At 70.3% G+C, this 23,873-nt stretch carries 21 protein-coding genes; 17 read left to right on the forward strand and 4 right to left on the reverse strand.

Features of this window, described 5'->3' with window-relative positions:
* Positions 1-75 precede the first annotated feature (75 nt).
* From hflK to GVN67_RS07575, 4 genes are all read left to right on the forward strand, one after another.
* Complete coding sequence (gene hflK / locus GVN67_RS07560) at positions 76-1,287, forward strand: FtsH protease activity modulator HflK (protein WP_159994401.1); 1,212 nt, start codon at positions 76-78, stop codon at positions 1,285-1,287.
* Positions 1,284-2,228: a protease modulator HflC gene (gene hflC / locus GVN67_RS07565; RefSeq protein ID WP_159994403.1), complete on the forward strand. Its 945-nt coding sequence runs from the start codon at positions 1,284-1,286 to the stop codon at positions 2,226-2,228. The genes hflK and hflC overlap by 4 nt, the downstream gene beginning before the upstream one ends.
* Before the next feature lie 46 nt (positions 2,229-2,274).
* Positions 2,275-2,466, forward strand: a complete 192-nt coding sequence (locus GVN67_RS07570) for a DUF2065 domain-containing protein (RefSeq protein ID WP_159994405.1) — start codon at positions 2,275-2,277, stop codon at positions 2,464-2,466.
* A gap of 258 nt (positions 2,467-2,724) precedes the next feature.
* On the forward strand, positions 2,725-4,320 hold the full coding sequence (locus GVN67_RS07575) for a DegQ family serine endoprotease (protein WP_159994407.1): 1,596 nt from the start codon (positions 2,725-2,727) through the stop codon (positions 4,318-4,320).
* Between the two features lie 61 nt (positions 4,321-4,381).
* Here GVN67_RS07575 and serB read toward each other — a convergent pair whose 3' ends face one another.
* Positions 4,382-5,272: a phosphoserine phosphatase SerB gene (gene serB, locus GVN67_RS07580; protein ID WP_159994409.1), complete on the reverse strand. Its 891-nt coding sequence runs from the start codon at positions 5,270-5,272 to the stop codon at positions 4,382-4,384.
* Positions 5,273-5,298: 26 nt separating this feature from the next.
* Here serB and miaA point away from each other — a divergent pair, with 26 nt between their 5' ends.
* The 7 genes from miaA (at position 5,299) to GVN67_RS07615 (ending at position 14,230) form a co-directional block, all read left to right on the forward strand.
* A complete protein-coding gene (gene miaA / locus GVN67_RS07585) occupies positions 5,299-6,294 on the forward strand; it encodes a tRNA (adenosine(37)-N6)-dimethylallyltransferase MiaA (RefSeq protein WP_159994411.1) in 996 nt (331 codons plus the stop codon).
* A 93-nt stretch (positions 6,295-6,387) separates the two neighbouring features.
* Entirely contained in the window at positions 6,388-8,184 is a 1,797-nt protein-coding gene (locus GVN67_RS07590; RefSeq protein WP_159994413.1) for an acetolactate synthase 3 large subunit, read from the forward strand.
* Between the two features lie 59 nt (positions 8,185-8,243).
* Positions 8,244-8,768 (forward strand): acetolactate synthase small subunit, encoded by a 525-nt coding sequence (gene ilvN, locus GVN67_RS07595; RefSeq protein ID WP_159994415.1) that lies wholly within the window; start codon positions 8,244-8,246, stop codon positions 8,766-8,768.
* 64 nt (positions 8,769-8,832) lie between these two features.
* Complete coding sequence (gene ilvC / locus GVN67_RS07600; RefSeq protein ID WP_159994417.1) at positions 8,833-9,849, forward strand: ketol-acid reductoisomerase; 1,017 nt, start codon at positions 8,833-8,835, stop codon at positions 9,847-9,849.
* Between the two features lie 159 nt (positions 9,850-10,008).
* The gene (locus GVN67_RS07605; protein ID WP_159994419.1) at positions 10,009-11,190 is read left to right on the forward strand and encodes a putative zinc-binding metallopeptidase; all 1,182 of its coding nucleotides are present in this window, start codon (positions 10,009-10,011) and stop codon (positions 11,188-11,190) included.
* A 33-nt stretch (positions 11,191-11,223) separates the two neighbouring features.
* Positions 11,224-12,153, forward strand: a complete 930-nt coding sequence (gene puuE / locus GVN67_RS07610; protein ID WP_159994421.1) for an allantoinase PuuE — start codon at positions 11,224-11,226, stop codon at positions 12,151-12,153.
* A gap of 496 nt (positions 12,154-12,649) precedes the next feature.
* Entirely contained in the window at positions 12,650-14,230 is a 1,581-nt protein-coding gene (locus GVN67_RS07615) for a 2-isopropylmalate synthase (RefSeq protein WP_159994423.1), read from the forward strand.
* A gap of 53 nt (positions 14,231-14,283) precedes the next feature.
* Here GVN67_RS07615 and GVN67_RS07620 read toward each other — a convergent pair whose 3' ends face one another.
* Both GVN67_RS07620 and GVN67_RS07625 read right to left on the reverse strand, forming a co-directional pair.
* Positions 14,284-15,192, reverse strand: coding sequence for an arginase (locus tag GVN67_RS07620; RefSeq protein ID WP_159994425.1), 909 nt, complete (start codon positions 15,190-15,192; stop codon positions 14,284-14,286).
* Positions 15,193-15,366: 174 nt separating this feature from the next.
* Positions 15,367-15,798: an Lrp/AsnC family transcriptional regulator gene (locus GVN67_RS07625; RefSeq protein WP_159994427.1), complete on the reverse strand. Its 432-nt coding sequence runs from the start codon at positions 15,796-15,798 to the stop codon at positions 15,367-15,369.
* A gap of 87 nt (positions 15,799-15,885) precedes the next feature.
* Here GVN67_RS07625 and GVN67_RS07630 point away from each other — a divergent pair, with 87 nt between their 5' ends.
* On the forward strand, positions 15,886-16,668 hold the full coding sequence (locus GVN67_RS07630) for an enoyl-CoA hydratase-related protein (protein ID WP_159994429.1): 783 nt from the start codon (positions 15,886-15,888) through the stop codon (positions 16,666-16,668).
* Positions 16,669-17,036: 368 nt separating this feature from the next.
* Entirely contained in the window at positions 17,037-18,611 is a 1,575-nt protein-coding gene (locus GVN67_RS07635) for an ABC transporter substrate-binding protein (RefSeq protein ID WP_159994431.1), read from the forward strand.
* A gap of 100 nt (positions 18,612-18,711) precedes the next feature.
* Here the strand turns inward: GVN67_RS07635 and GVN67_RS07640 are convergent, their stop codons facing one another.
* Complete coding sequence (locus GVN67_RS07640; RefSeq protein WP_159994433.1) at positions 18,712-18,951, reverse strand: YMGG-like glycine zipper-containing protein; 240 nt, start codon at positions 18,949-18,951, stop codon at positions 18,712-18,714.
* A gap of 300 nt (positions 18,952-19,251) precedes the next feature.
* Here GVN67_RS07640 and GVN67_RS07645 point away from each other — a divergent pair, with 300 nt between their 5' ends.
* From GVN67_RS07645 to mrdA, 4 genes are all read left to right on the forward strand, one after another.
* Positions 19,252-20,295: a rod shape-determining protein gene (locus GVN67_RS07645; protein ID WP_159994435.1), complete on the forward strand. Its 1,044-nt coding sequence runs from the start codon at positions 19,252-19,254 to the stop codon at positions 20,293-20,295.
* Between the two features lie 39 nt (positions 20,296-20,334).
* Positions 20,335-21,198 (forward strand): rod shape-determining protein MreC, encoded by an 864-nt coding sequence (gene mreC / locus GVN67_RS07650; RefSeq protein WP_159994437.1) that lies wholly within the window; start codon positions 20,335-20,337, stop codon positions 21,196-21,198.
* Between the two features lie 10 nt (positions 21,199-21,208).
* Entirely contained in the window at positions 21,209-21,760 is a 552-nt protein-coding gene (locus tag GVN67_RS07655) for a rod shape-determining protein MreD (protein ID WP_235035092.1), read from the forward strand.
* A gap of 121 nt (positions 21,761-21,881) precedes the next feature.
* Positions 21,882-23,873, forward strand: a 1,992-nt coding sequence (gene mrdA, locus GVN67_RS07660) for a penicillin-binding protein 2 (protein ID WP_235035098.1), incomplete at its 3' end; no start/stop codon positions are given.

Below are 23,873 nucleotides of genomic sequence, written 5' to 3' on the forward strand. Positions count from 1 at the left end.
CCTGTTCGCCCATGCACGCTTCGTGCGCAAGCGCCCTCGGCCGGAAGCACGAGCACAGGGGAGCGCACCGAGACGATGCCGTGGAATTCGAATGGCGGATCTGGCCAGGGAGGCAGCCCATGGGGCAATCCACGTCCCGGCGGGCCTTGGGGTCAGCCGCCTCAGGGTGGCGGCGGTGGCCGTGGACCCGGCGGCGGCTCGGGCGGGCCTGACCTGGACGAGGCGATGCGCCGCGCGCAGGAGATGTGGCGGCAATTCGCCCCCGGCGGCGGCAGCGGCCGCTGGATCGGGCTGGGCCTCGGCGCCCTGCTGCTGGCCTGGGCGGCCAGCGGCATCTACCGCGTGCAGCCGGACGAGCAGGGCGTGGTGATGCGCTTCGGCGCCTTCCACCGCACCGAGCCCTCGGGCCTGCGCTACCGGCTGCCCTGGCCGGTGGAAAGCGTCACGACGCCGCGGGTGACCCGCATCAACCGCATCGACATCGGCTTCCGCGCGGCGAACGACACGCCGCTGACCCGCCCCGTCTCCGCCCGGGACGTGCTGGAGGAAAGCCTGATGCTGACCGGCGACGAGAATATCATCGACATCGATTTCGCCGTCTTCTGGCAGATCCGCGATGCCGGCGAATACCTGTTCAACACCCGCAACCCGGACCAGACGGTCAAGTCGGCGGCCGAGAGCGTGATGCGCGAGGTGGTCGGCCAGACGCCGATCCAGCCGGCGCTGACCGAGGCGCGCGCCGATATCGAGCAGCGGGTGCGCACCGGCGTGCAGTTCATCCTGGACCAGTACAAGTCCGGCATCGAGCTGACCCAGGTGCAGCTGCTGAAGGTCGACCCGCCGGCCGAGGTCATCGACACCTTCCGCGACGTGCAGCGCGCCAATGCCGATCGCGAGCGCATGCGCAACGAGGCGGAAGCGCATCGCAACGACATCATCCCGCGCGCCCGCGGCGAGGGCCAGCGGATGATCCAGGAGGCCGAGGGCTTCAAGGAAAGCCAGGTCGCCCGCGCCCGTGGTGAGGCGGCGCGCTTCACCAGCGTGCTGGCGGCCTACCAGGTGGCGAAGGACGTCACCGTCCGCCGCCTCTACCTGGAGACCATGGAGGAGATCCTGCGGCACAACCCGAAGCTGGTGATCGACGACCGGCTGCAGGGCGTGGTGCCGTATCTGCCGCTTGACGGTGGCCGCCCGTCCGGCGCGGCGCCCGCCGCCCGCGCCCCGGTGCCGCCGCAGGTGCTGAACCCGCCGACACCGCGCGCCCAGCCGCAGGGAGGCGCCCGATGAACCGCCTGATGCTGCTGGGGGGCGCTGCCGCCATCGCGCTGCTGGCCGCCGCCTCCTCGCTGTTCACCGTCTACCAGACCGAGCAGGTGCTGGTGACGCGCTTCGGCCAGCCGGTGCGGGTGATCAACGACCCGGGCCTGCATGTGAAGCTGCCCTTCGTCGACACGGTGATCAGCTTCGACCGCCGGCTGCTCGACTTCGACGCCGGCGGCGAGGAGGTCATCCTCGGCGACCAGCGCCGGCTGATCATGGACAGCTTCACCCGCTTCCGCATCACCGACCCGCTGCTGTTCTTCCAGACGGTCGGCGCGCAGGAGGCGGGGATCCGCGCCCGGCTGTCCTCGATCGTGGTCTCGTCGCTGCGCCGCGTGCTGGGCAGCGAGAGCCTGCTGGCGGTGCTCTCGGCCGACCGCTCGCGGATCATGACGGAGATCCGCCGCCAGGTGAACGACGAGGCGCTGCGCTTCGGCGTGGCCGTGGAGGATGTCCGCATCCGCCGCGCCGACCTGCCGGAGGAGAACACCCAGGCGATCCTGCAGCGGATGCAGTCGGAGCGTGAGCGGGTCGCCCGCGAGGCGCGCGCCGAGGGCGCCGAGGTGGCCGCCCGCGTCCGCGCCGGCGCCGAGCGCGAGCGCACGGTCATCCTGGCCGAAAGCCAGGCCCAGGCCGACACGCTGCGCGGCCAGGGCGAGCAGGAGGCTATCCGCCTCTTCGCCGACGCCTTCCAGCGGGATCCGGAGTTCTACAGCTTCTACCGCTCGATGCAGGCCTATCGCGCGGCCTTCTCGGAGGGTGAGACGCGGCTGGTGCTGACCCCGGATTCGGAGTTCTTCCGGTATTTCCGGCAGAGCCAGCCGGGCACGCCGCTGCCCGGGCTGACGGTCACGCCGGCGCCGGTGGTTCCGGCACCGGTGACCCCGGCCCCGGCCCCGGCCAACTGAGAGAGAAGGCCCGGGCGGCGCCACGCCGCCCGGGCCGCCTTCACGCATGACTCTTTTGCAGCTTCTTGCCGGCGCCTGCGCCTTCCTGGCGCTGGAGGGCCTGCTCTACGCCGCCTTCCCCGAGGCGATGCGGCGCATGCTGGCCTCGACCCTGGCCCTGGCGCCCGAACGGCTGCGGCTGGTCGGGCTGGTGGTCGCCGCCTTCGGCATCGGCGTGGCCACCCTGCTGACGCGCTGAGCGAAAGCCTTCGCGGTCCCTCAAGGGATGGCGTGGCAGCATGCCCGCGCCGCCCGGGATGGCCCTGGGCATGCCCCCGGCCACATGGCAGGGCCTCCATCTTGGGTCACGAAAGCTGCAGGGAGGCTTTTTGCCGCAGCTTTTCCCCGCCATGCTGCCGCCCGTCCCCTTCCTGTGATGCCGGGGCGGCCTTATGTCGGTTTCATCGCCGTGCGGCTTCCCGCCCGGATCCTGTTCGCTGCAAGCGAGGTTTGCCCGATGCGTCTCGCCACCCTCCTCCTGAGCGCCACCGTGCTGACGGCGCCGCTCGCCGTTTCTGGCGCGGCCCTGGCGCAGTCCTCGGCCCAGTCCTCCCCGGCCGCGCCGCCGGCCGCCACCCCGGCGCAGCCGCCGACGCCGGCGCCCAACGCCGCGCCGGCCCCGGTCGCGGCGACGCCGGAGAGCTTCGCGCCGCTGGCGCGCCGGCTGCTGCCCTCGGTGGTCAATATCCAGACCAGCCAGACGCTGCAGGCCCGCGCCGGCCGGCCGGATGCGCCGGAAATGCCGCAGGCGCCGCCGGGCAGCCCCTTCGAGGAGCTGTTCCGCGACTTCTTCGACCGCAACCGCCCGCCCGGCGGCGGCAATGCCCGCCCCGGCCAGCCGCCGCGCCGGCAGCAGAGCCAGGGCTCGGGCTTCATCATCGACGCCTCCGGCATCATCGTGACGAACAACCACGTCATCGACGGCGCCGACGAGATCAACGTGGTGCTGCAGGACAACACCACGCTGCGGGCCGAGCTGGTGGGCGTCGACCCGCGCACGGACCTCGCCGTGCTGCGGGTCAAGTCGGAGAAGCCGCTGCCGGTGGTGCCGTTCGGTGATTCCGACCATGCCGAGGTCGGCGACTGGGTGCTGGCCATCGGCAATCCGCTCGGCTTCGGCGGCTCGGTCACCTCTGGCATCGTCTCGGCGCGCGGCCGCAACATCAATGCCGGCCCCTATGACGACTTCATCCAGACGGATGCCGCCATCAACCGCGGCAATTCCGGCGGCCCGCTGTTCAATGTCCGCGGCGAGGTGATCGGCATCAACACCGCCATCGTCTCGCCCTCGGGCGGCTCGATCGGCATCGGCTTCGCCATTCCGTCGAACCTGGCGAAGAATGTCGTGGCGCAGCTGCGCGACGGCGGCCGGGTGCGGCGCGGCTGGGTCGGCGTGAACATCCAGCAGGTCACCGACGAGATCGCCGAGAGCCTGGGCCTGCAGGGCGGCACCCGCGGCGCCCTGGTCGCCCGCGCCCAGGAGGACGGCCCGGCGGCCAAGGCCGGCATCCAGAACGGCGACGTCGTGCTGCGCTTCAACAACCAGGATGTGCGGGAGATGCGCAACCTGCCGCGCATTGTCGCCGAGACGCCGGTCGGCACCAAGGCGCCGGTCACCGTCTGGCGCGGCGGCCGCGAGCACCAGCTGGAGATCACCGTCGCCGAGCTGCCGAACGAGCCGCAGCAGGCTTCCGCCCCGGCCGCCACCCCCTCGCGCCCCGGCGCGGTGGTGGAGCTGTCGGGCCTGGGGCTGAAGGTCGCGGCGCTGTCGGCCGAGGTGAAGGAGCGCTTCAGCCTGCGCGACGACGCCCGCGGCGTGGTGGTGACCGAGGTCACCCCGGGCAGCAATGCGGCGGAGCGCGGCATCACCGCCGGCGACATGATCGTCGAGGTGCAGCAGAACCGCGTCACCAACCCGCAGGAAGTGCAGGAGCAGCTGACCCGGCTGCGCCGGCAGAACCGCCCCAGCGCGCTGATGCTGATCGAGAATGGCCAGGGCCAGCGCTTCGTGCCGCTGCGCATCGCGCCGGAGCGCGGCAACAGCCCGGGCTGATTTTTTCGTCAGTTCGAACAGGGAAGGGGGCCTCGCGGCCCCCTTTTTCGTGGCCGCGGCTTTACGAGACGAACTCGGCGCGGCGATACCCCTGGGCGAAGAGAAGGGCCCGAAGGTCGTTATGATCCACCCGCACCCTGGCGGTCGCCGCCACGATCGGCTTGGCGTGATAGGCGACGCCGAGGCCGGCCGCGCCGATCATCGCCAGGTCGTTGGCGCCGTCGCCCACCGCGACCGCGGCCGAGAGCGGCAGGCCGAGCTCGGCGCAGAGCCGCTTCAGCGTGGTCAGCTTGGCGTCGCGGTCGAAGACCGGCTCGGTCACCGTGCCGAGCAGGACCGTGCCGTCATCCTCCAGCACATTGGCGTGGTGGCTGCTGAATCCGAGCTTTTCCGCGACCCGGCCGGTGAACCAGGTGAAGCCGCCGCTGGCCAGCGCGCAATGGGCGCCGTTGGCGCGCATGGTGCGGACCAGCTCGGCCGCGCCCGGCATCGGATGGGTCTGCGCCCAGGTCGCCTTGAGGGCATCCAGGGAAAGACCCTTCAGCATGGCCACCCGCTCGCGCAGCGCGGTGGCAAAATCGATCTCGCCATTCATGCTGCGGCGGGTGATGGCGGCGACCTGTTCGCCGAAGCCGGCATAGGCGGCCAGCTCGTCCAGCGTCTCGCTGGTGACGATGGTGCTGTCCATGTCGGCGATCAGCAGCCGCTTGCGGCGGCCTTCCACCGCCTGGGCGACGGTGTCGACCGCCGCGCCGTCCAGCGCCTGGCGGGCGGCGGCCTCGGCCTGCTCCGGGGCCAGGCCGTCGAAGGGCAGGTCCACGGCCTCGGCCTCGGCCAGCCAGTCGGGGGCGCCGGTCGTGGCGCCGAGGGCGGCCAGCGCGTCGCGGACGCGGCTGGCCAGGGTCGCCGGCAGGGTGCCGGCGGGCGCGATCAGGGTGAGCAGGTGCTGCATGCGGGGCGGAAGATGCCCGCGGCCGCATGACGGATCAACCTTTCGCCCTGTTCGTCGCGGGTCCCACCGCCAGCGGCAAGTCGGCCCTCGCCTTGGGCCTGGCCGAGCGCTGCGGCGGCGTGGTGATCAACACCGACAGCATGCAGGTCTATGCCGGGCTCGAGGTGCTGACGGCGCAGCCAATGGCGGCCGAGCAGGCGGCTGTCCCGCACCGGCTTTATGGCGAGCGCGACCCGGGTGCTGCCGCCAGCGCCGCCTGGTGGCGCGGCCGGGCTTTGGCGGAAATGGACGCGGCCAGGGCGGCGGGCAAGCTGCCGATCCTCTGCGGCGGCACGGGGATGTATTTCCGCATTCTCGCCGAAGGGCTGGCGGAAGTGCCGCCGATCCCGGCCGAGGCCCGGGCCGAGGCGCGGGGGCTGCTGGCCGAGGAAGGCCCGGCGGCGCTGCATGCCCGGCTGGCCGAGGTGGACCCCGTGACGTCAGCGCGGCTGCGCCCCTCCGACAGCCAGCGCCTGGCCCGCGCCTTCGAGGTCTGGCGCGGCACGGGGAAGGGGCTGGCGGCCTGGCAGGCGGAATCGGGCGGCGCCCCGGCGCCCTGGCGGTTTGCCGCGATCCGCCTGGACCCGCCGCGCGACGCCCTGCGGGAAGCGATTGCGCAACGTTGGGCCGGCATGATCGCCGGCGGCGCGGTGGCCGAGGTCGAGGCGCTGCGGGCGAGGCGGCTCGACCCCGCCTTGCCGGCGATGCGGGCGCATGGCGTGCCGGAGCTCTCGGCGATGCTGGACGGCGCCATCGACATGGCGGAGGCCGGGCGCCGCGCCTGCCTGGTCACCGGCCAGTACACCAAGCGGCAGGCGACCTGGTTCCGCCACCAGACCCTGGTGCCCGGTGAGGATGCCCCCCGGCAGACGCATACGATCCATGCGCGAGTCAGGGATCTGAAGCAATTTTCAGAAAGTCAAAGGCAGGAAATTTTCGCTTTTGTTTGTTCGCGCGTTGACGCGGCGGGAGAGCGAGCGTAGATCGGGGTCCCGGAAACGCTGGACGCAAGCGACGCATGGCAGCATGCGGCAGATCGCGGCGGCCAGCCCATCACAGGAAAGCCAGGCAGCATCATGTCCTCCGCCACCCTTCCCGCCGCATCCGACACCCAGTCCCTGACGGGTGCCGAGATCGTCCTGCGCGCGCTGAAGGAACAGGGCGTCGAGGTTATCTTCGGCTATCCGGGCGGCGCCGTCCTGCCGATCTACGACGCCATCTTCAACCAGAACGCCATCCGCCACATCCTGGTCCGCCACGAGCAGGCGGCGGTGCATGCGGCGGAAGGCTATGCCCGCTCCACCGGCAAGGTGGGCTGCGTGCTGGTCACCTCCGGCCCCGGCGCCACCAATGCGGTGACCGGCCTGGTCGATGCGCTGCTGGACAGCATCCCCATCGTCTGCCTGACCGGCCAGGTGCCGACCCATCTGATCGGCAACGACGCCTTCCAGGAAGCCGACACCACCGGCATCACCCGGCCGGCGACCAAGCACAACTACCTGGTCAAGCAGATCGAGAAGCTGGCCGAGACGGTGCACGAGGCCTTCTACGTGGCGCGCTCCGGCCGGCCCGGGCCGGTGGTGATCGACCTGCCGAAGGACATCCTGATCGGCAAGGGCCGCTACACCCCGGCGCCCGAGACCGAGCACCGCTCCTACCGCCCGCAGGTGGAGCCGGAGGCGGCGCAGATCGCCAAGGCCGTCGCCCTGCTGAAGGGCGCCAGGCGCCCGGTGGTCTATGCCGGCGGCGGCGTGATCAATGCCGGGCCCGAGGCCTCGGCGCTGCTGACCAAGTTCACCCGGATGGCCGGGCTGCCGATCACCAACACGCTGATGGGCCTCGGCTGCTATCCGGCCAGCGACCCGCAATTCCTCGGCATGCTGGGCATGCACGGCACCTATGAGGCGAATCTCGCCATGCATGGGTGCGACGTGATGTTCAACATCGGCGCCCGCTTCGACGACCGGGTGACCGGGCGGCTGAACGCCTTCGCGCCGACCTCGCTGAAGATCCACGCCGATATCGACCCGTCCTCGATCAATAAGAACGTCAAGGTGGAGGTGCCCATCGTCGGCGACGCCGCCGCCACCCTGCGCGCGCTGATCGCCGCCTGGGAGGCGAGCCCGGCCGAGCAGGACCGCCCGGCGCTGGCCGAGTGGTGGCGCCAGATCGACGAATGGCGCGGCAAGAAGTGCCTGGCCTATGTCCAGGAAGGCAGCATCATCAAGCCGCAGCATGCGGTGAAGCGGCTGTTCGAGCTGACCCAGGAAAGCGGGCGGGAGACCTTCATCTCCACCGAGGTCGGCCAGCACCAGATGTGGGCCGCGCAGTATTTCGGCTTCGACAAGCCGAACCGTTGGATGACCTCGGGCGGGCTCGGCACCATGGGCTATGGCCTGCCGGCGGCGATGGGCGTGCAAGTCGCGCATCCGCAGGCGCTGTGCATCGACATCGCCGGCGAGGCCTCGATCCTGATGAACATCCAGGAGATGGCGACGCTGGCCCAGTACCGCCTGCCGGTGAAGGTGTTCATCCTGAACAACCAGTACATGGGCATGGTGCGGCAGTGGCAGGAGCTGCTGCATGGCGGCCGCTATTCCGAGAGCTACTCCGAGGCGCTGCCCGACTTCGTCAAGCTGGCGGAAAGCTTCCACGGCGTTGGCATGCGGGCCGAGAAGGCCGATGACCTGGACCGGGTGATCCGCGAGATGATCGCCATCGACCGCCCGGTGATCGTCGATGTCTCCGTCGACGAGAAGGAGAATGTCTTCCCGATGATCCCGTCGGGGGCGGCGCATAACGAGATGCTGCTGGCCTCCAACCAGATCTCCGGCGGCCGGGGCGTCACCGACGAGGGCACCGCGCTGGTCTGACCGGCCGCGCCGTTCCGCCTCGCCTTCGCCCCGACCGAGACCTTTCCGCAGGACTTTCCATGCCCGACGCTTCCGACATGACGCAGCGCGCCGCGACCATCGCGGTGCTGGTGGAGAACGAGGCCGGCGTCCTCGCCCGCGTCATCGGCCTGTTCTCCGGCCGCGGCTACAACATCGACAGCCTGACCGTGGCCCCCGTCGATGCCGAGGGCCGGCTGTCGCGCATCACCGTCGTCACCTCGGGCACCGAGATGGTGATCGAGCAGATCAAGGCGCAGCTCGACCGTCTGGTGCCGGTGCACAAGGTCGCCGACCTGACCCTGGAAGGCCCGCACCTGAACCGCGAGCTGGCGCTGATCAAGGTGGTGGGCTCCGGCTCCGCCCGGCAGGAGGCGCTGCGCCTGGCCGACGCCTTCCGCGCCCGGGTGGTGGACGCCACCACCGAGAGCTTCGTCTTCGAGATGACCGGCAGCGGCGAGAAGCTGGATGCCTTCATCAACCTGATGCGCCCGATCGGCCTGGCCGAAGTGTCCCGCACCGGTGCCGTGGCGATCGCCCGCGGCACCTCGAGCCTGACCGGCTGAAGCGGCGAGGGGGGCCGCCCCCTCCGTCGCGCCATGATTTCCAAACCCTAGGGGAGTGCGCCAGATGCGCGTTTATTACGACCGCGATGCCGATGTCGGCCTGATCAAGGGCAAGAAGGTTGCGGTGATTGGCTTCGGCAGCCAGGGCCACGCCCATGCCATGAACATGCGCGATTCCGGCGTGACCGATGTCGTGATCGGCCTGCGTCCCGGCCCGTCCCAGAAGAAGGCCGAGGCCGCCGGCTTCAAGGTGCTGTCCCCGGCCGAGGCCGCCAAGTGGGCCGACCTGGTGATGGTGCTGACCCCCGACGAGGGCCAGGGCGACCTCTATCGCGACCAGCTGCACGCCAACATGAAGGAAGGCGCCGCGCTGGCCTTCGCGCATGGCCTGAACGTGCATTTCAACCTGATCGAGCCGCGGTCGGACATCGACGTCTTCATGATCGCGCCGAAGGGCCCGGGCCATACCGTGCGCGGCGAGTACCAGAAGGGCGGCGGCGTGCCCTGCCTGGTGGCCGTGCACCAGAACCCGTCGGGCAATGCGCTGGAGATCGCGCTGTCCTATGCCTCGGCCGTCGGCGGCGGGCGCTCGGGCATCATCGAGACGACCTTCAAGGAAGAGTGCGAGACCGACCTGTTCGGCGAGCAGGTCGTGCTCTGCGGCGGCCTGGTCGAGCTGATCAAGGCCGGCTTCGAGACGCTGGTCGAGGCGGGCTATGCCCCCGAGATGGCCTATTTCGAGTGCCTGCACGAGGTGAAGCTGATCGTCGACCTCATCTATGAGGGCGGCATCGCCAACATGAACTACTCGATCAGCAACACCGCCGAGTACGGCGAGTATGTGACGGGCCCGCGCATCATCACCTCGGAGACCAAGGCCGAGATGAAGCGCGTGCTGACCGACATCCAGTCGGGCAAGTTCACCCGCGACTGGATGCTGGAGAACAAGGTCAACCAGGCGAGCTTCAAGGCGACCCGTCGCCGCCTGGCCGAGCATCCGATCGAGGAGGTCGGCACCAAGCTGCGGTCGATGATGCCCTGGATCACCAAGGGCGCGCTGGTCGACAAGGCCAAGAACTGAGCCTGCCCGGCGCCCCGCCTCTGGCCTGAGGCGCCAACAGCCAGGAAAAAGATGGGGGTCCGGGGGAATTCATTCCCCCGGCCTTCGCTTTTTCTGGCCCTCTGCAACTGCGCCATGCATCCCCCGTTGGTGCAGGGCGCAGGCGGAGGGAGTTTTGGCATGCGGTTGTTCAATTGCGAGGTTTGCGGCCAGCTCCTGTATTTCGAGAACACCCAGTGCATGCGCTGCGGGGCGACGGTGGGCTATCTGCCCGGCCGCAACCGCCTGACCGCGCTGGACCCAGTGGAGCCGGATGGCGGCGTGGTCCAGGCCACGGCCGAGGCGGGCGCGCAGCAGCAGGCGATGGGCGACGATGCGGCGGCCCAGGCCGGCACCGCCGCCGCCGCGCCGCAGCTGTGGCACCCGCGGGCCGAGCCGGAGGCGCTGTACCGCTTCTGCGACAATGCCCGGCACGATGCCTGCAACTGGCTGGTGCCGGAGGGCGGGGAGGGGTTCTGCCCCGCCTGCCGCTACAACCGCACCATCCCCGACCTGTCCGACCCGCAGCACCTGGCGCAGTGGCGCAAGATCGAGGTGGCCAAGCGCCGCGCCTTCTACGGCTTCCTGCGCCTCGGCCTGCCGATGTCCGACCGGGTCGACGACCCGGAGAACGGCCTGGCCTTCGACTTCCTGGCCGATGCGCCGGATGGCAGCGGGAAGGTGATGACCGGCCATGACAACGGGCTGATCACCCTGGCGCTGGTCGAGGCCGACGATGCCGAGCGCACCCGCCGCCGCACCGCCATGGGCGAGCCGTATCGCACCCTGTTGGGCCATTTCCGGCACGAGGCCGGGCATTACTTCTGGGACCGGCTGGTGCGCGATGGCGGCCGGCTGGAGGAATGCCGCGCGGTCTTCGGCGATGACAGCCAGGATTACGGCGCCGCCCTGCAGCGCCATTACGAGCAGGGCGCCGCCCCGGACTGGCAGGAGCATTTCGTCAGCACCTATGCCACCGCCCATCCGTGGGAGGATTTCGCCGAGACCTGGGCGCATTACCTGCACATCGTCGACACGCTGGAGATGGCGCGCGCCTTCGGCCTGGGCATCGACCCCCGCGCCGACCGCAGCGGCGAGCTGACCAGCGAGGTCGATTTCGACCCCTATCGCGCCACCGAGATCGAGCCGGTGATGGAGGCCTGGGTGCCGCTGACCGCCGCGGTGAACAGCCTGAACCGCTGCATGGGCACGCCGGACCTGTATCCCTTCGTCATCTCGCCGGCGGTGGTGGCGAAGCTGGGCTTCATCCAGTCGCTGGTGCATCCGCCCAAGCCCGCCGCGGCCCCCGACAGCGGCGATTGACCGGGCCGCCGGGGGCGCGGCAGGCTCAGGGTCATGAGCAAGCTCGCCCCCGACAGCGGCTATCCGCGCGACTTCCTGGGCTACGGCCCGACCCCGCCCGACGCGCAATGGCCGGGGGGTGCGAAGCTCGCCCTGTCCTTCGTGCTGAACTACGAGGAGGGCGGCGAGAACACCGTCCTCAACGGCGACGCCGGCAGCGAGATCTTTTTGAACGAGACCCCAGGGGGGAGCCCCGTCCTGGGGATGCGCGACATCGGCAAGGAAAGCCAGTTCGACTACGGCGCCCGCGCCGGCGTCTGGCGGATCCTGCGCCTCTTCGCCGAGCGCCGGATGAAGCTGACCGTCTATGGCGTCGGCCGCGCCCTCGAGCTCAACCCCACCGCCGCCCGCGCCTTCGTGGACGCCGGGCACGAGGTGGCCAGCCATGGCTGGCGCTGGATCAACTACCAGCATGTCGACGAGGCCACCGAGCGCGCCCATATCGCCGAGACCGTGGCCACCATCGACCGCCTGACCGGCCGCCCGCCGGTCGGCTGGTACACCGGCCGCATCAGCGAGCAGACCCGCCGCCTGGTCGCCGAGCATGGCGGCTTCCTCTATGACAGCGACGCCTATGACGACGATCTTCCTTACTATGTCCCGGTCGACGGCAAGCCGATGCTGGTGATCCCCTATACGCTCGACAACAACGACATGAAGTTCGCGGTGCCGCCGGGCTTCACCAGCAATGACGGCTTCGAGCAGCACCTGACCGACGCCTTCGACTTCCTGGTGAAGGAAGGCGAGACGTCCCCCAAGATGATGAGCGTGGGCCTGCACTGCCGCCTGGTCGGCCGCCCCGCCCGCGCCGCCGCCCTGGCGCGGTTCATGGACCACGTCGCGAAGCGCAGCGACGTCTGGGTCGCGACGCGGGAAGAGATCGCGAAGCATTGGTGGAAGACGCATCCGCCTGAGCAAGGCTAGGCAGACGAAGGTTGGGGGAATGAATTCCCCCAAGCCCCCATCTTTTTTCTGATCACCGGCCATTGCGAGACCAGCGCCGCACCACCTGCGTCGCGAATCTGTCCAGGCGGGGCATATTTTTATAATTTAATCACGCACTGACAGGTCGCGCTGTTGCGTGGCTGTCGCGGCCCGCCTCGCCACCTGGGCGCGGCAGCCAGACAGAAAAAAGAAGGGGTCCAGGGGAATTCATTCCCCTGGCCTGCCTCTGCCCCCTTGCTTCTTGCAACGCAACACGCCTAACCTCGGCCCATGAACGCCCCCGCGCGCACCGCTGACCTGCAGAACGGCTCCGCCGCTGCCGGCCTGCGCGCGCTTACCGGCCTCCTTCTCCTTCGACTTACCCGCCCCTGGGCGTGACGCCCGGCTGACCAGGCCGGCATCGCTCAGGGGGACCCCCTGGCGCCGCGCGCGCTTGTGACGGAAACGGTAAAGTCAGAACGAAGGAACGCCCCTCATGGCCATCATTCACCCCAGCTTCGGCACCATCGACGATAAGCGCGTCATCGTCTTCGACACCACGCTGCGCGATGGCGAGCAGTCCCCCGGCTTCTCCATGAACCTGGAGGAGAAGCTGCGCATGGCCGAGGCCCTGCACGAGCTGGGCATCGACGTCATGGAGGCTGGCTTCCCGATCGCCAGCCAGGGCGATTTCGAGAGCGTGCAGTCCATCGCCCAGCGCTTCGCCAAGGACGGCCCGGTGGTCTGCGGCCTGTCGCGCTCGGCCCCCGGCGACATCCTGCGCGCGGTCGAGGCGGTGAAGGCCGCCGCCCGCCAGCGCATCCACATCTTCCTGTCGACCTCCGACCTGCACATGCGCGTCAAGCTGCGCATGAGCCCGGAGGAGGTGCTGGAGGCGATCCAGAAGTCGGTGGAGCTGGCCCGCAACCATGTCGCCGACGTCGAATGGTCGGCCGAGGATGGCAGCCGCACCGATCCTGACTTCCTGTGCCGCTGCGTCGAGACCGCGATCAAGGCGGGGGCGACCACCATCAACGTCCCCGACACCGTGGGCTATGCCGTGCCGGCCGACATGGCGCGCATCTTCGCCATGCTGCGGGAGCGCGTGCCGGGCGCCGACGACGTGATCTTCTCCACCCACAACCACGATGACCTGGGCCTGGCGGTCGCCAACACCCTGGCCGCGCTGGATGCCGGCGCCCGCCAGGTGGAGGCCACGATCAACGGCATCGGCGAGCGTGCCGGCAATGCCAGCCTGGAAGAGGTGGCCATGGCGCTGCGCACCCGCGCCGATGTCATGCCCTACACCACCGGCATCGTCACCACGAACATCCTGAAGACCAGCCGCCTGCTGGCCACCATCACCGGCTTCGACGTGCAGCCGAACAAGGCGATCGTCGGCCGCAACGCCTTCGCGCATGAATCGGGCATCCACCAGGATGGCGTGCTGAAGGACAAGACCACCTACGAGATCATGACGCCGGAATCGGTGGGCTGGGCGACCAACTCGCTGGTGCTGGGCAAGCATTCCGGCCGCGCCGCCTTCCGCGACAAGCTGTCGACGCTGGGCTACAGCCTGGGCGACAACCAGCTGAACGACGCCTTCCGCCGCTTCAAGGACCTGGCCGACCGCAAGAAGACCGTCTTCGACGAGGACATCGTCGCGCTGGTCGATGACGAGGTGGTCCGCGCCCAGGACCGCATGAAGCTGCTGGCCTTGACCGTCGCCACCGGCATGGGCACTCGCCCGACCGCGTCGCTGGCGGTCGAGATCGACGGCGAGAAGGTCGAGGCGGTGGCCGGCGGCGACGGCGCCGTGGACGCCACCTTCAACGCGCTGCAGCAGGTGGTGCCGCACAGCGCGGTGCTGAAGCTCTACGCGGTGCAGTCGGTCACCGGCGGCACCGATGCCCAGGCCCGCGTCACCGTGCGGCTGGAGGAGAATGGCAAGCTGGTGGACGGGCAGGGCGCCGACACCGACACCATCATCGCCTCGGCGCGCGCCTATGTGCATGCGCTGAACAAGCTGCTGGCCAAGCGCGCCCGCACCGCGCCCCCGGAAATCATGCGCGCCTGATTTTTTCCGGTTGGGGCCGCCCTCGATGGGGCGGCCCCGGCCGGAACGCTGCGTCAGGCCGCCTGGCGCAGCCAGTCCATGCTGGTGCCGAACAGGTAGCGCATCAGCCCGACCGCCAGCCGCGCCGTGCGGTGCTGCTGGTCCAGCGCCGGATTGACCTCGACGATGTCGAGGCCGACCAGCCGCCCGCTGCCCCCCAGCATCGACAGCGCCTCGGCCGCCTCGGCGGGCTCCAGCCCGCCGGCCACCGGCGTGCCCGTCCCCGGCGCATGGGCCGGGTCGACCACGTCGATGTCGAAGCTGACATGCAGCAGCCCGTCCTCGGCCGCCAGGCGGTCCAGGAAGCCGGCCAGCGCCGCCATCCCGTCGCGCCGCAGCGCCGCCACCGACACCGCCTGCACGCCGCGCGCCGCCATCAGCGCCGCCTCGCCGGCATCCAGGTCGCGCGCGCCCAGCACCATGACGCGGGTCGGGTCGACCACCGCCGGCGCATCCTCGCCCCAGACGGCGCCGAGGCCCGTCTCGCCGCAAAGGGCGGCCAGGCTCATCCCGTGCACATTGCCGGTGCCGCTGGTCGCCGGCGTGTTGAAGTCGCCATGCGCGTCCATCCACAGCACGAAGAGCGGCCGGCCCAGCAGCGCGGCATGGTCGGCGCTGGCCGCGACCGAGCCCATCGGCAGGCTGTGGTCGCCGCCCAGCAGCACCGGCAGCCCGCCCTCGGCCAGGATCGCCGCCGCCTGGGCGCGCACCGCCTGCACCCAGCCGGCGATCCGCGGCAGCGCATGCGCGGCATGCCCGGCATCGGCGCCGGCCACCGCCAGGCTCTCGGCCGGCATGACGTCGCCGCGGTCGGCGGCGCCCGCGCCCAGCGCGCCCAGGATGCCGGCGCCGCGCAGCGCCAGCGGCCCGCCGGCGGCACCCCGGCGGCTGGCGCCGAGATCCATCGTCGCGCCATAGGTCATCGGCAGCGAAGCCTGAGAGCCAGGGGTCCGAACAATCTGCAGCATTTCGTCCTCCATCCAGCCCGATCCCGGGGGAGCGGGAATATGATGGACGGGGTGTTCAATTGGCAGACGGTATTTTGCGCAATGCGGGCGGTCGACCGCGCAAAGCGCAGTGTCACAATGTGCGAATCGTCAACCCTTGCGGCGGGCCAGCAGCAGGTTGCTCTCGCTGTTCGCCACGCCCTCGATCTGGCGGATCTCGCGCAGCGCGGCGTCGAAGGCCTCGAGGCTGGCCACCTCCAGCTCCAGCACCAGGTCCCAGCGGCCGTTGGTGGCATGGATCGCCGTCACCGAGGGCAGGCCCTGCAGCCGCCGGGTGATGCGGTCGGTGGCATTGCCGTCGATCTCCACCATGGTGATGGCGCGGATCGGCGCGATCTCCGCCTCCGGCCGCAGCACCACGGTGAAGCCCTGGATCACCCCGCGCTCCAGCAGCTTGTCGATGCGCGCCTTCACCGTCGCGCGCGACAGGTCCAGCGCCGCGGCCAGGCTGGTCAGCGGTTGCCGGGCATCGGCCCGCAGCAGGGAGAGCAGGGCGCGGTCGGTCTCGTCGAGGACGGTCATGCCGCGCCAGGATAGCGGCCGCCCCCAGCTTGGCGGAAGCCCGGCCCCGCCATAGGCTCCGCCCCGACCGAGGGAGACCGAAGAAAAATGACCCTGCTGCTCGAGGCGATCGATGCCCGCGGCGTCGCCACCCTGACGCTGAACCGCCCGGATCGGCACAACGCCTTCGACGACGCGCTGATCGCCGAGCTCAACGCGACCCTGGCCCGCCTGGCCGTGGACCCCAAGGTGCGCGTCGTGGTGCTGGCCAGCACCGGCGGCAGCTTCTCCGCCGGCGCCGATCTCGGCTGGATGAAGCGCATGGCGACGCAAAGCCAGGCCGCGAACGAGGCCGATGCCGCGCAGATGGCGAAGCTGATGCACGCGCTCGACCGCCTGCCCAAGCCGACTGTCGCGCTGGTCCAGGGCAATGCCTATGGCGGCGGCGTCGGGCTGGTGGCCTGCTGCGACATCGCCATCGGCACCCCGGCCGCGCGCTTCTGCCTGAGCGAGGTGAAGCTCGGCCTGACGCCGGCCACCATCAGCCCCTACGTCATCGCCGCCATCGGCCCCCGCCAGGCCCGCCGGCTGTTCCTGACCGCCGAGGTCTTCTCCGCCGAGACCGCCCAGAACATCGGCCTTCTGCACCAGGTGGTCCCCGAGCCCGAGCTGGCCGCGACCGGCGAGGCCGTCGTCGCCAGCCTGCTGCGCAACGCCCCCGGCGCCATCGCGGCCGCCAAGGACCTGGTCTTCCTCGCCGAAGGCCGACCCGTCGACGCGGCGCTCTCCGCGGAGACCAGCCGGCGCATCGCCGAGCGCCGCGCCTCGGAAGAGGGTAGGGAAGGGATTGGAGCCTTCCTGGAGAAGAGGAAGGCAAGCTGGGTTATTTGAAAGGTCGGGGGAATGAATTCCCCCGAACCCCCATCTTTTTTCTGTTCATTGGCCTTGACGTGACCTGCGCTTCGACACGGGCGACACCAGGGCATCGAGGCGGGACGCCGTCATGATAACGGCGCGACTTCGCAGGTCGTGCTGAGGATTGGCCGTTTTGGGTACTGTCTTCACGTGGACACGGCAGTCTGAAAGAAAAAAGAAGGGGTCCAGGGGAATTCATTCCCCTGGTCTTCAGTAAATTACTTTGCTTATCGCACTGCGATATTCTGCCTGCCCAAACCAAATCCTTGTCACGCCCCCGTGACGCAGGCATAGACGCGCCTGGGAGAAAAAAGCCGGTCCCTGCTATCAGAAGGAGCATTCCCATGCTGCGACGCAGCCTTTTGCAGGGCATCGGTGCCGCTGCCCTGGCGCCGGCGGTGGTTCGGGCCCAGTCGGCCACCACGCTGCGCTTCATTCCCCAGCTGGACCTGGCCTATCTCGACCCGGTCTTTTCCACCGCCTATGTCAGCCGCAACCACGGCTACCTGGTCTTCGACACGCTTTATGGCGTCGATGGCGGGTTCAACGCCCATCCGCAGATGGTCGCTGGCCATGTCATCGAGAATGACGGCCTGTTGTGGAAGCTGACGCTGCGCGACGGGCTGACCTTCCATGACGGCGAGCGCGTCCTGGCGCGCGATTGCGTCGCCTCGATCCGCCGCTTCGCCAAGCGCGACAGCTTCGGCGAGGCGCTGATGGCGGCGACCGAGGAGCTCTCGGCCCCCGACGACCGCACCATCCAGTTCCGCCTGAAGAAGCCTTTCCCGTTGCTGCCGCTGGCGCTGGGCAAGCCGGGCTCGCCGATGCCGGCCATGATGCCGCAGCGCCTGGCCGAGACCGACCCCTTCAAGCAGGTCACCGAGATGGTGGGCTCCGGCCCCTTCCGCTACCTGGCCGACGAGCGGGTGCCAGGCGCGCGCAATTCCTACGCCAAGTTCGACCGTTACCAGCCGCGCGCCGACGGCCCGCTGGGCTGGACCGCGGGGCCGAAGGTCGCCCATTACGACCGCCTGGTCTGGACCACCCAGCCCGATGCCGGCACCGCGGCGAATGCGCTGCTGACCGGCGAGCAGGACTGGATGGAATACGCCTATCATGACGTGCTGCCGCTGCTGAAGCGCAACCGGCAGATCCGCGTCACGGTCGAGGACCCGACCGGCTTCGTCACGATGCTGCGCGTCAACCACCTGCAGCCGCCCTTCGACAATCCGGCCATCCGCCGCGCGCTGTTCGGCGCCGTCGACCAGCGCAGCTTCATGGAGGCGGTCGTCGGCAACGACACCTCGATGTACCGCACGCCGCTGGGCTTCTTCGCCCCCGGCACGCCCATGGCGACGACCGAGGGGCTGGGCCCGCTGCAGGGCCCGCGCGACTACGACAAGGTCAAGAAGGAAATCCTCGCCGCCGGCTACAAGGGCGAAAAGGTGGTGCTGCTGGTGCCGGCCGATTCGGTCGGGCTGAAGGCCCAGGGCGATGTCGCGGCCGACATGATGACGCGGGCCGGGCTGAACGTGGACTACCTGGCGACCGACTGGGGCACGCTGCTGGCCCGCCGCAACCGCCGCGACGCGCCGGAGGCCGGCGGCTGGAGCGCCTTCGTCAGTTCCTGGACCGGGGCGGACTGGCTGAACCCGGCGGTTCACCTGTCGCTGCGCGGCAACGGCACCTCCTATCCCGGTTGGTCGGTCAGCCCGCGCACCGAGGCGCTGCGCCAGCAGTGGTTCGAGGCCCCCGACCTGGCGGCGCAGCAGGCGATCTGCCGCGACATCCAGAAGCTGAGCATGGAGGAGGTGCCCTACTACCCGCTGGGCAACTACATCCAGCCGACGGCCTATCGCGCCAGCGTGACCGGCGTGCTGCCGGGCTTCTCCACCTTCTGGAACGTGAAGCCGGCCTGACCACGAAAAAAGCCGGGACTCGCGTCCCGGCTTTCTTTTGCGCCCGGCAGGACGATGTCCTGCCGGCCGCGTTGTCTCCCCGTAGAGCCGGGCCTGGCGCTCAGCGCCAGGCGGGGCGGCCCAGGTTCACGGAATTCGGGCTGGTGACGGCGCCGCCGAGCGCGCCGGCCGCGCCACCGATCAGCGCGCCCGCGCCGGCATTGCCGGAGAAGGAGCCCACGGCCGCGCCGGCGCCCGCGCCGAGCAGGCCGCCGGAGGCCGCACGGTCGCCGGTGGAGTAGCCGCAGGCGCCCAGGCCGATGCTCGCCAGGGCCAGAAGGGCAAGAGAGGTCTTGCGCATGGGTGATGTCCTCGGGTTCGAAAGCTTCGTGGACCTGCAACGCGGCCGCGGCGTGAAGGTTGCGTCGCCGCCCGCACCCTGTGCCTGATTGGCGCTTGAGCGGGAGGGCCGGGGAAGGTAATCCACGGCGCCTTCGCTTCGCCCTGGCCATGGGCGCGCGGTGGTGCCTCTGTGGCCAGGTTCCGTTCCGCGGGGCCGGGCGCCCCAGGGCGGCGTGCCTCTACGGTCGATTGCCGCTATGGCTGACTGTCTCGCTGATCGATTGCGTCATTGGCTGATGACCTCTGGAAGGTTCGCTGCATGTTCTCTCGCCTGTTCGGCTTCCTCTCCGCCGACATGGCCATCGACCTCGGCACGGCCAACACGCTGGTCTATGTCAAGGGTCGTGGCATCGTGCTGAACGAGCCTTCGGTCGTCGCCATCGCGGATATCCGCGGCCGCAAGCAGGTGCTGGCGGTGGGCGAGGAGGCCAAGCTGATGCTGGGCCGCACGCCCGGGAACATCGCCGCCATCCGTCCGCTGCGCGACGGCGTCATCGCCGATTTCGAGGTGGCGGAGGAAATGATCAAGCATTTCATCCGCAAGGTGCACAACCGGCGCAGCTTCGCCTCGCCGATGATCATCGTCTGCGTGCCCTCGGGCTCGACGGCGGTGGAGCGGCGCGCCATCCAGGAATCGGCCGAATCGGCCGGCGCCCGCAAGGTGCTGCTGATCGAGGAGCCGATGGCGGCCGCCATCGGCGCCGGCCTGCCGGTGACCGAGCCCTCGGGCAGCATGATCGTCGATATCGGCGGCGGCACCACGGAAGTGGCGGTCATCTCGCTCGGCGGCATCGTCTATGCGCGCTCGGTGCGCGTCGGCGGCGACAAGTTGGACGAGGCGATCATCAGCTACATCCGCCGGCAGTTTAACCTGCTGATCGGCGAGAGCACGGCCGAGCGCATCAAGATGGAGATCGGCGCCGCCGCCATGCCGGACTACGGCGAGGAAGGCCCGCTGACCGAGGTCAAGGGCCGCGACCTGATGAACGGCGTGCCGCGCGAGGTCGTCGTCAGCCAGCGCCAGATCGCCGAGTCGCTGGCCGAGCCGGTGATCCAGATCGTCGAGGCGGTGAAGGTGGCGCTGGAAAACACCCCGCCGGAGCTCGCCGCCGACATCGTCGACAAGGGCATCGTGCTGACCGGCGGCGGCGCCCTGCTGCAGCGCCTCGACCAGGTGCTGCGCGAAGCGACAGGCCTGCCTGTTTCCGTGGCAGAGGACGCGCTCGCCTGCGTGGCGCTCGGCACCGGGCGCGCCCTGGACGAGATGAAGCGGCTTCGCCACGTCCTCTCGTCGATGTATTAAGGGCCCTCGCCCGGACCAGTCCGGGCGGATGGAGGCTGCGTGATCCGTCTCAGCATCCCCTTGCGGCAGGCGCTGTCGCGTCTGACCATGCCCGTGCTCATCGCCGCGGCCTTCGGCACCATGCTGCTGGGCAAGGCCGACACGGTGCTGGTCGAGCGCGGCCGCATGGTGCTGGCCGATACCCTGGCGCCGATCTACGCCGTGGTCTCCGAGCCGATGGGCGCGCTGCGCGACGCCGTGCAGGACCTGCGCTACCTCGCCGCGATGCGGGCCGAGAACGAGCGGCTGCGCGACGAGAACGAGCGGCTGCACCGCTGGCAGGCCGCGGCCCTGGCGATGGAGGCCGAGAACGGCCTGCTGCGCCGCCAGCTGCACTACATGCCCGAGGCCCAGGCCAGCTTCCACACCGCCCGCGTCGTGGCCGATGCCGGCGGCACCTATGCCCGCGCCGTGCTGCTCTCGGTCAATCCGGGCGTCACCCTGCGCAAGGGCCAGGTGGCGCTGGACGAGCGGGGCCTGGCCGGCCGCGTCACCGAGGTCGGCAACCGCTCCGCCCGCGTGCTGCTGGTCACCGACATGAACAGCCGCATCCCCGTGGTGCTGGAGGGCAGCCGGTCGCGCGCCATGCTGGCCGGCACCAACGGCCAGCGGCCGCGGCTGCAGCACTGGCCGGAGGGCCAGCCGCCGCAGAATGGCGAGCGCGTCGTCACCAGCGCCGAGGCCGGCGTCTTCCCGGCCGGCCTGCCGGTGGGCGTGGTGCGCTGGAGCGAGGGCGGCGCGCCGGAGGTGGAGCTCTATGCCCGGCTCGACCGGCTCGACCTGCTGCGCATCTTCGATTTCGGCCTGACCGGCATCCTGCCGCCCGAGGCGGTGGCCCGGCCGGAGCCGCGGCCGCGCCGCTGAAGCCGCCGCCATGCAGGACCAGCGCGCGATGAAGGGGCGGCCGCAACCGCCGATGGGGCTGCTGCGGCGGCTGGACGCCATCGCGCGGGCCGCCTTCCCGGCGGTGACCACGGCGCTGCTGATGGTGCTGACCTCGACGCCGGTCGGCCTGCCCTCGGCGCTGCCGGCGGTGGCGCTGGGCTGCGTCTTCTTCTGGTCGGTGTTCCGCCCCGCCGCCATGTCGCCGCCCATCTGCTTCGGCATGGGGCTGTTGCAGGATCTGCTGGGCTTCGCGCCGCTCGGCACCGGTATCCTGACGCTGCTGCTGGTGCATGGCCTGGCGCTGCGCTTCCGCCGCTTCCTGGTCCGCCAGTCCTTCCTGGTGGTCTGGCTGATCTTCTCGGGCTTCGCCGCCGGCACCGCGGCGCTGGGCTTCCTGCTCTATGCGCTGCTCAACCTGCGGCTGCCTTCCTTCGCCCCGGCGATGGCGCAATTCGCGCTCAGCGCCGGCTTCTATCCGGCGATCGCCGCGCTGCTGACCCGGCTGCACCGGGCGATGCGGCGGGCCGAGGATCTCGCCTAGCTCTTTTCCGCCGGCAGAAGCCGCTCGTTTCAGATAACAGCTTGTTTTTTAGGTGTTTGCCCCGATCTGGGCGGACAAGACCATTGCGGTGGACCGGGCCGATGGCCAGCAGGGGGCAGGGGTGAGCAAGCGGGACGAGGAGCGGCGCTCGACCATCTTCACGCGGCGCGCCCTGCTGCTGGGCGCGGCACAGCTCGGGATGTTCGGCTTCCTGGGCTTCCGGCTGCAGAAGCTGCAGCTGGAGGAGGGCGAGCGCTACGCGACGCTCGCCGAGGAGAACCGCGTCTCCACCCGGCTGCTGGCGCCGCCGCGCGGCCGGGTGCTGGACCGGGCCGGCCGCGTCATCGCCGCCAACGACCTGAACTGGCGCGTGCTGCTGACCGCCGAGCAGACCCAGGATGTCTCCGCCACGCTGGAGACGCTGGGCCGCGTGCTGCCGCTGTCGGAGGCCGAGCGCGCCCGCATCGAGCGCGACATCCGCCGCCGCCGCCGCTTCGTCCCCATCGTGGTGCGGGAATTCCTCTCCTGGGAGGAGATGGCGAAGATCGAGGTCAACGCCCCCGACCTGCCGGGCATCAGCGTCGATGTCGGCACCACCCGCTTCTACCCCTATGTCGAGCACCTGGCGCATGTGGTCGGCTATGTCGCGCCGCCGGCCGAGCGCGACATCGACGGCGACCCGCTGCTGGCGCTGCCCGGCATCCGCGTCGGCCGCGCCGGCATCGAGCGCCACCACGACAAGCTGCTGCGCGGCCGCGCCGGCACCGTGCAGATGGAGGTCAATGCCGTCGGCCGCGTCATCCGCGAGCTCGACCGGCGCGAGGGCATCCGCGGCCAGGACCTGCAGATCTCGATCGATGCCGAGCTGCAGAAGGTGGTGCGGGAGAAGATCGAGGAAGGCACCAGCGTCGTCATCATGGATGCGCGCAACGGCGAGGTGCTGGTCATGGCCAGCCAGCCGGGCTTCGACCCCAACCTGTTCAGCTCCGGCATTTCCAACGCGCAGTGGCGCGAATGGACCCGCAACCGCGCGACGCCGCTGATCAACAAGACCACCAACGGGCTCTACGCGCCCGGCTCGACCTTCAAGATGATCGTCGGCCTGGCCGCGCTGGAGGCGAAGACCGTCACCCCCGGCGAGCGCGTCTTCTGCCCCGGCCATTACGACCTGGGCGACAGCCGCTTCCATTGCTGGAGCCGCTATGGCCATGGCAGCCAGGACCTGCGCGGCGCGCTGAAGCATTCCTGCGACGTCTATTTCTACGAGATCGCCAAGCGCACCGGCATCGACCGCATCTCCGCCATGGCGCGCCGCTTCGGCATGGGCGTCGACCTGGAGATCGAACTGCCCGGCACCCGCCGCGGCTTCGTCCCCACAAGGCAATGGCGCATCGACCAGGGCAAGCCCTGGAACCTGGGCGACACCGTGGTCCACGGCATCGGCCAGGGTTTTTATCAGCTGACCCCGCTGTCGCTGGCCACCATGACCGCGCGGCTGGCCACCGGGCGTGCGGTGCAGCCACATCTGACCCGCAGCCTGGACGGCAAGGCGCAGCGCGGCATCCGCGCCGAGGACTGGCCGAGCCTCGGCATCCCCGAGCGTGACCTGCGGCTGGTGCGCGAAGGCATGTGGGCCGTGGTCAACGAGGAGGGCGGCACCGGCAAGGTCGCCAAGCTGCCGGGCAATCTGGGCGTGCTGGCGGGCAAGACCGGCTCGGTGCAGGTGCGCCGCGTCAGCCGCGAGCAGCGCGAGCGCGGTTTCCGGGTGGAGAACCAGCCGCGCGAATGGCGCCCGCATGCGCTGTTCGTGGCCTTCGCGCCCTATGACAACCCGCAATACGCCATCTCGGTGGTGGTCGAGCACGGCACCAGCGGCTCCGGCGCCGCGGCGCCGCTGGCGCGCGACATCATGGTTGAGGTGATGAACCGGCTGCGGCCGCAGCCGGTGCCGCCGGCCGCCCCGGCGCCGGCCTCGCCCCAGGCGGGCGTGCCTTCGGGGGTGCCGCCCGGGGCGCCCCCGGCGGCGGCGCCAGGGCCCGCCCGCGCCGCCGAGGCGCCACGCAGCCCGCAGCAGCTGGCCGAGGGCGCCGGCGCCCCGCCACGCCCGCCCAGC

This window comes from Roseomonas sp. 18066 (assembly GCF_902706185.1).
Lineage (GTDB): Bacteria > Pseudomonadota > Alphaproteobacteria > Acetobacterales > Acetobacteraceae > Pseudoroseomonas.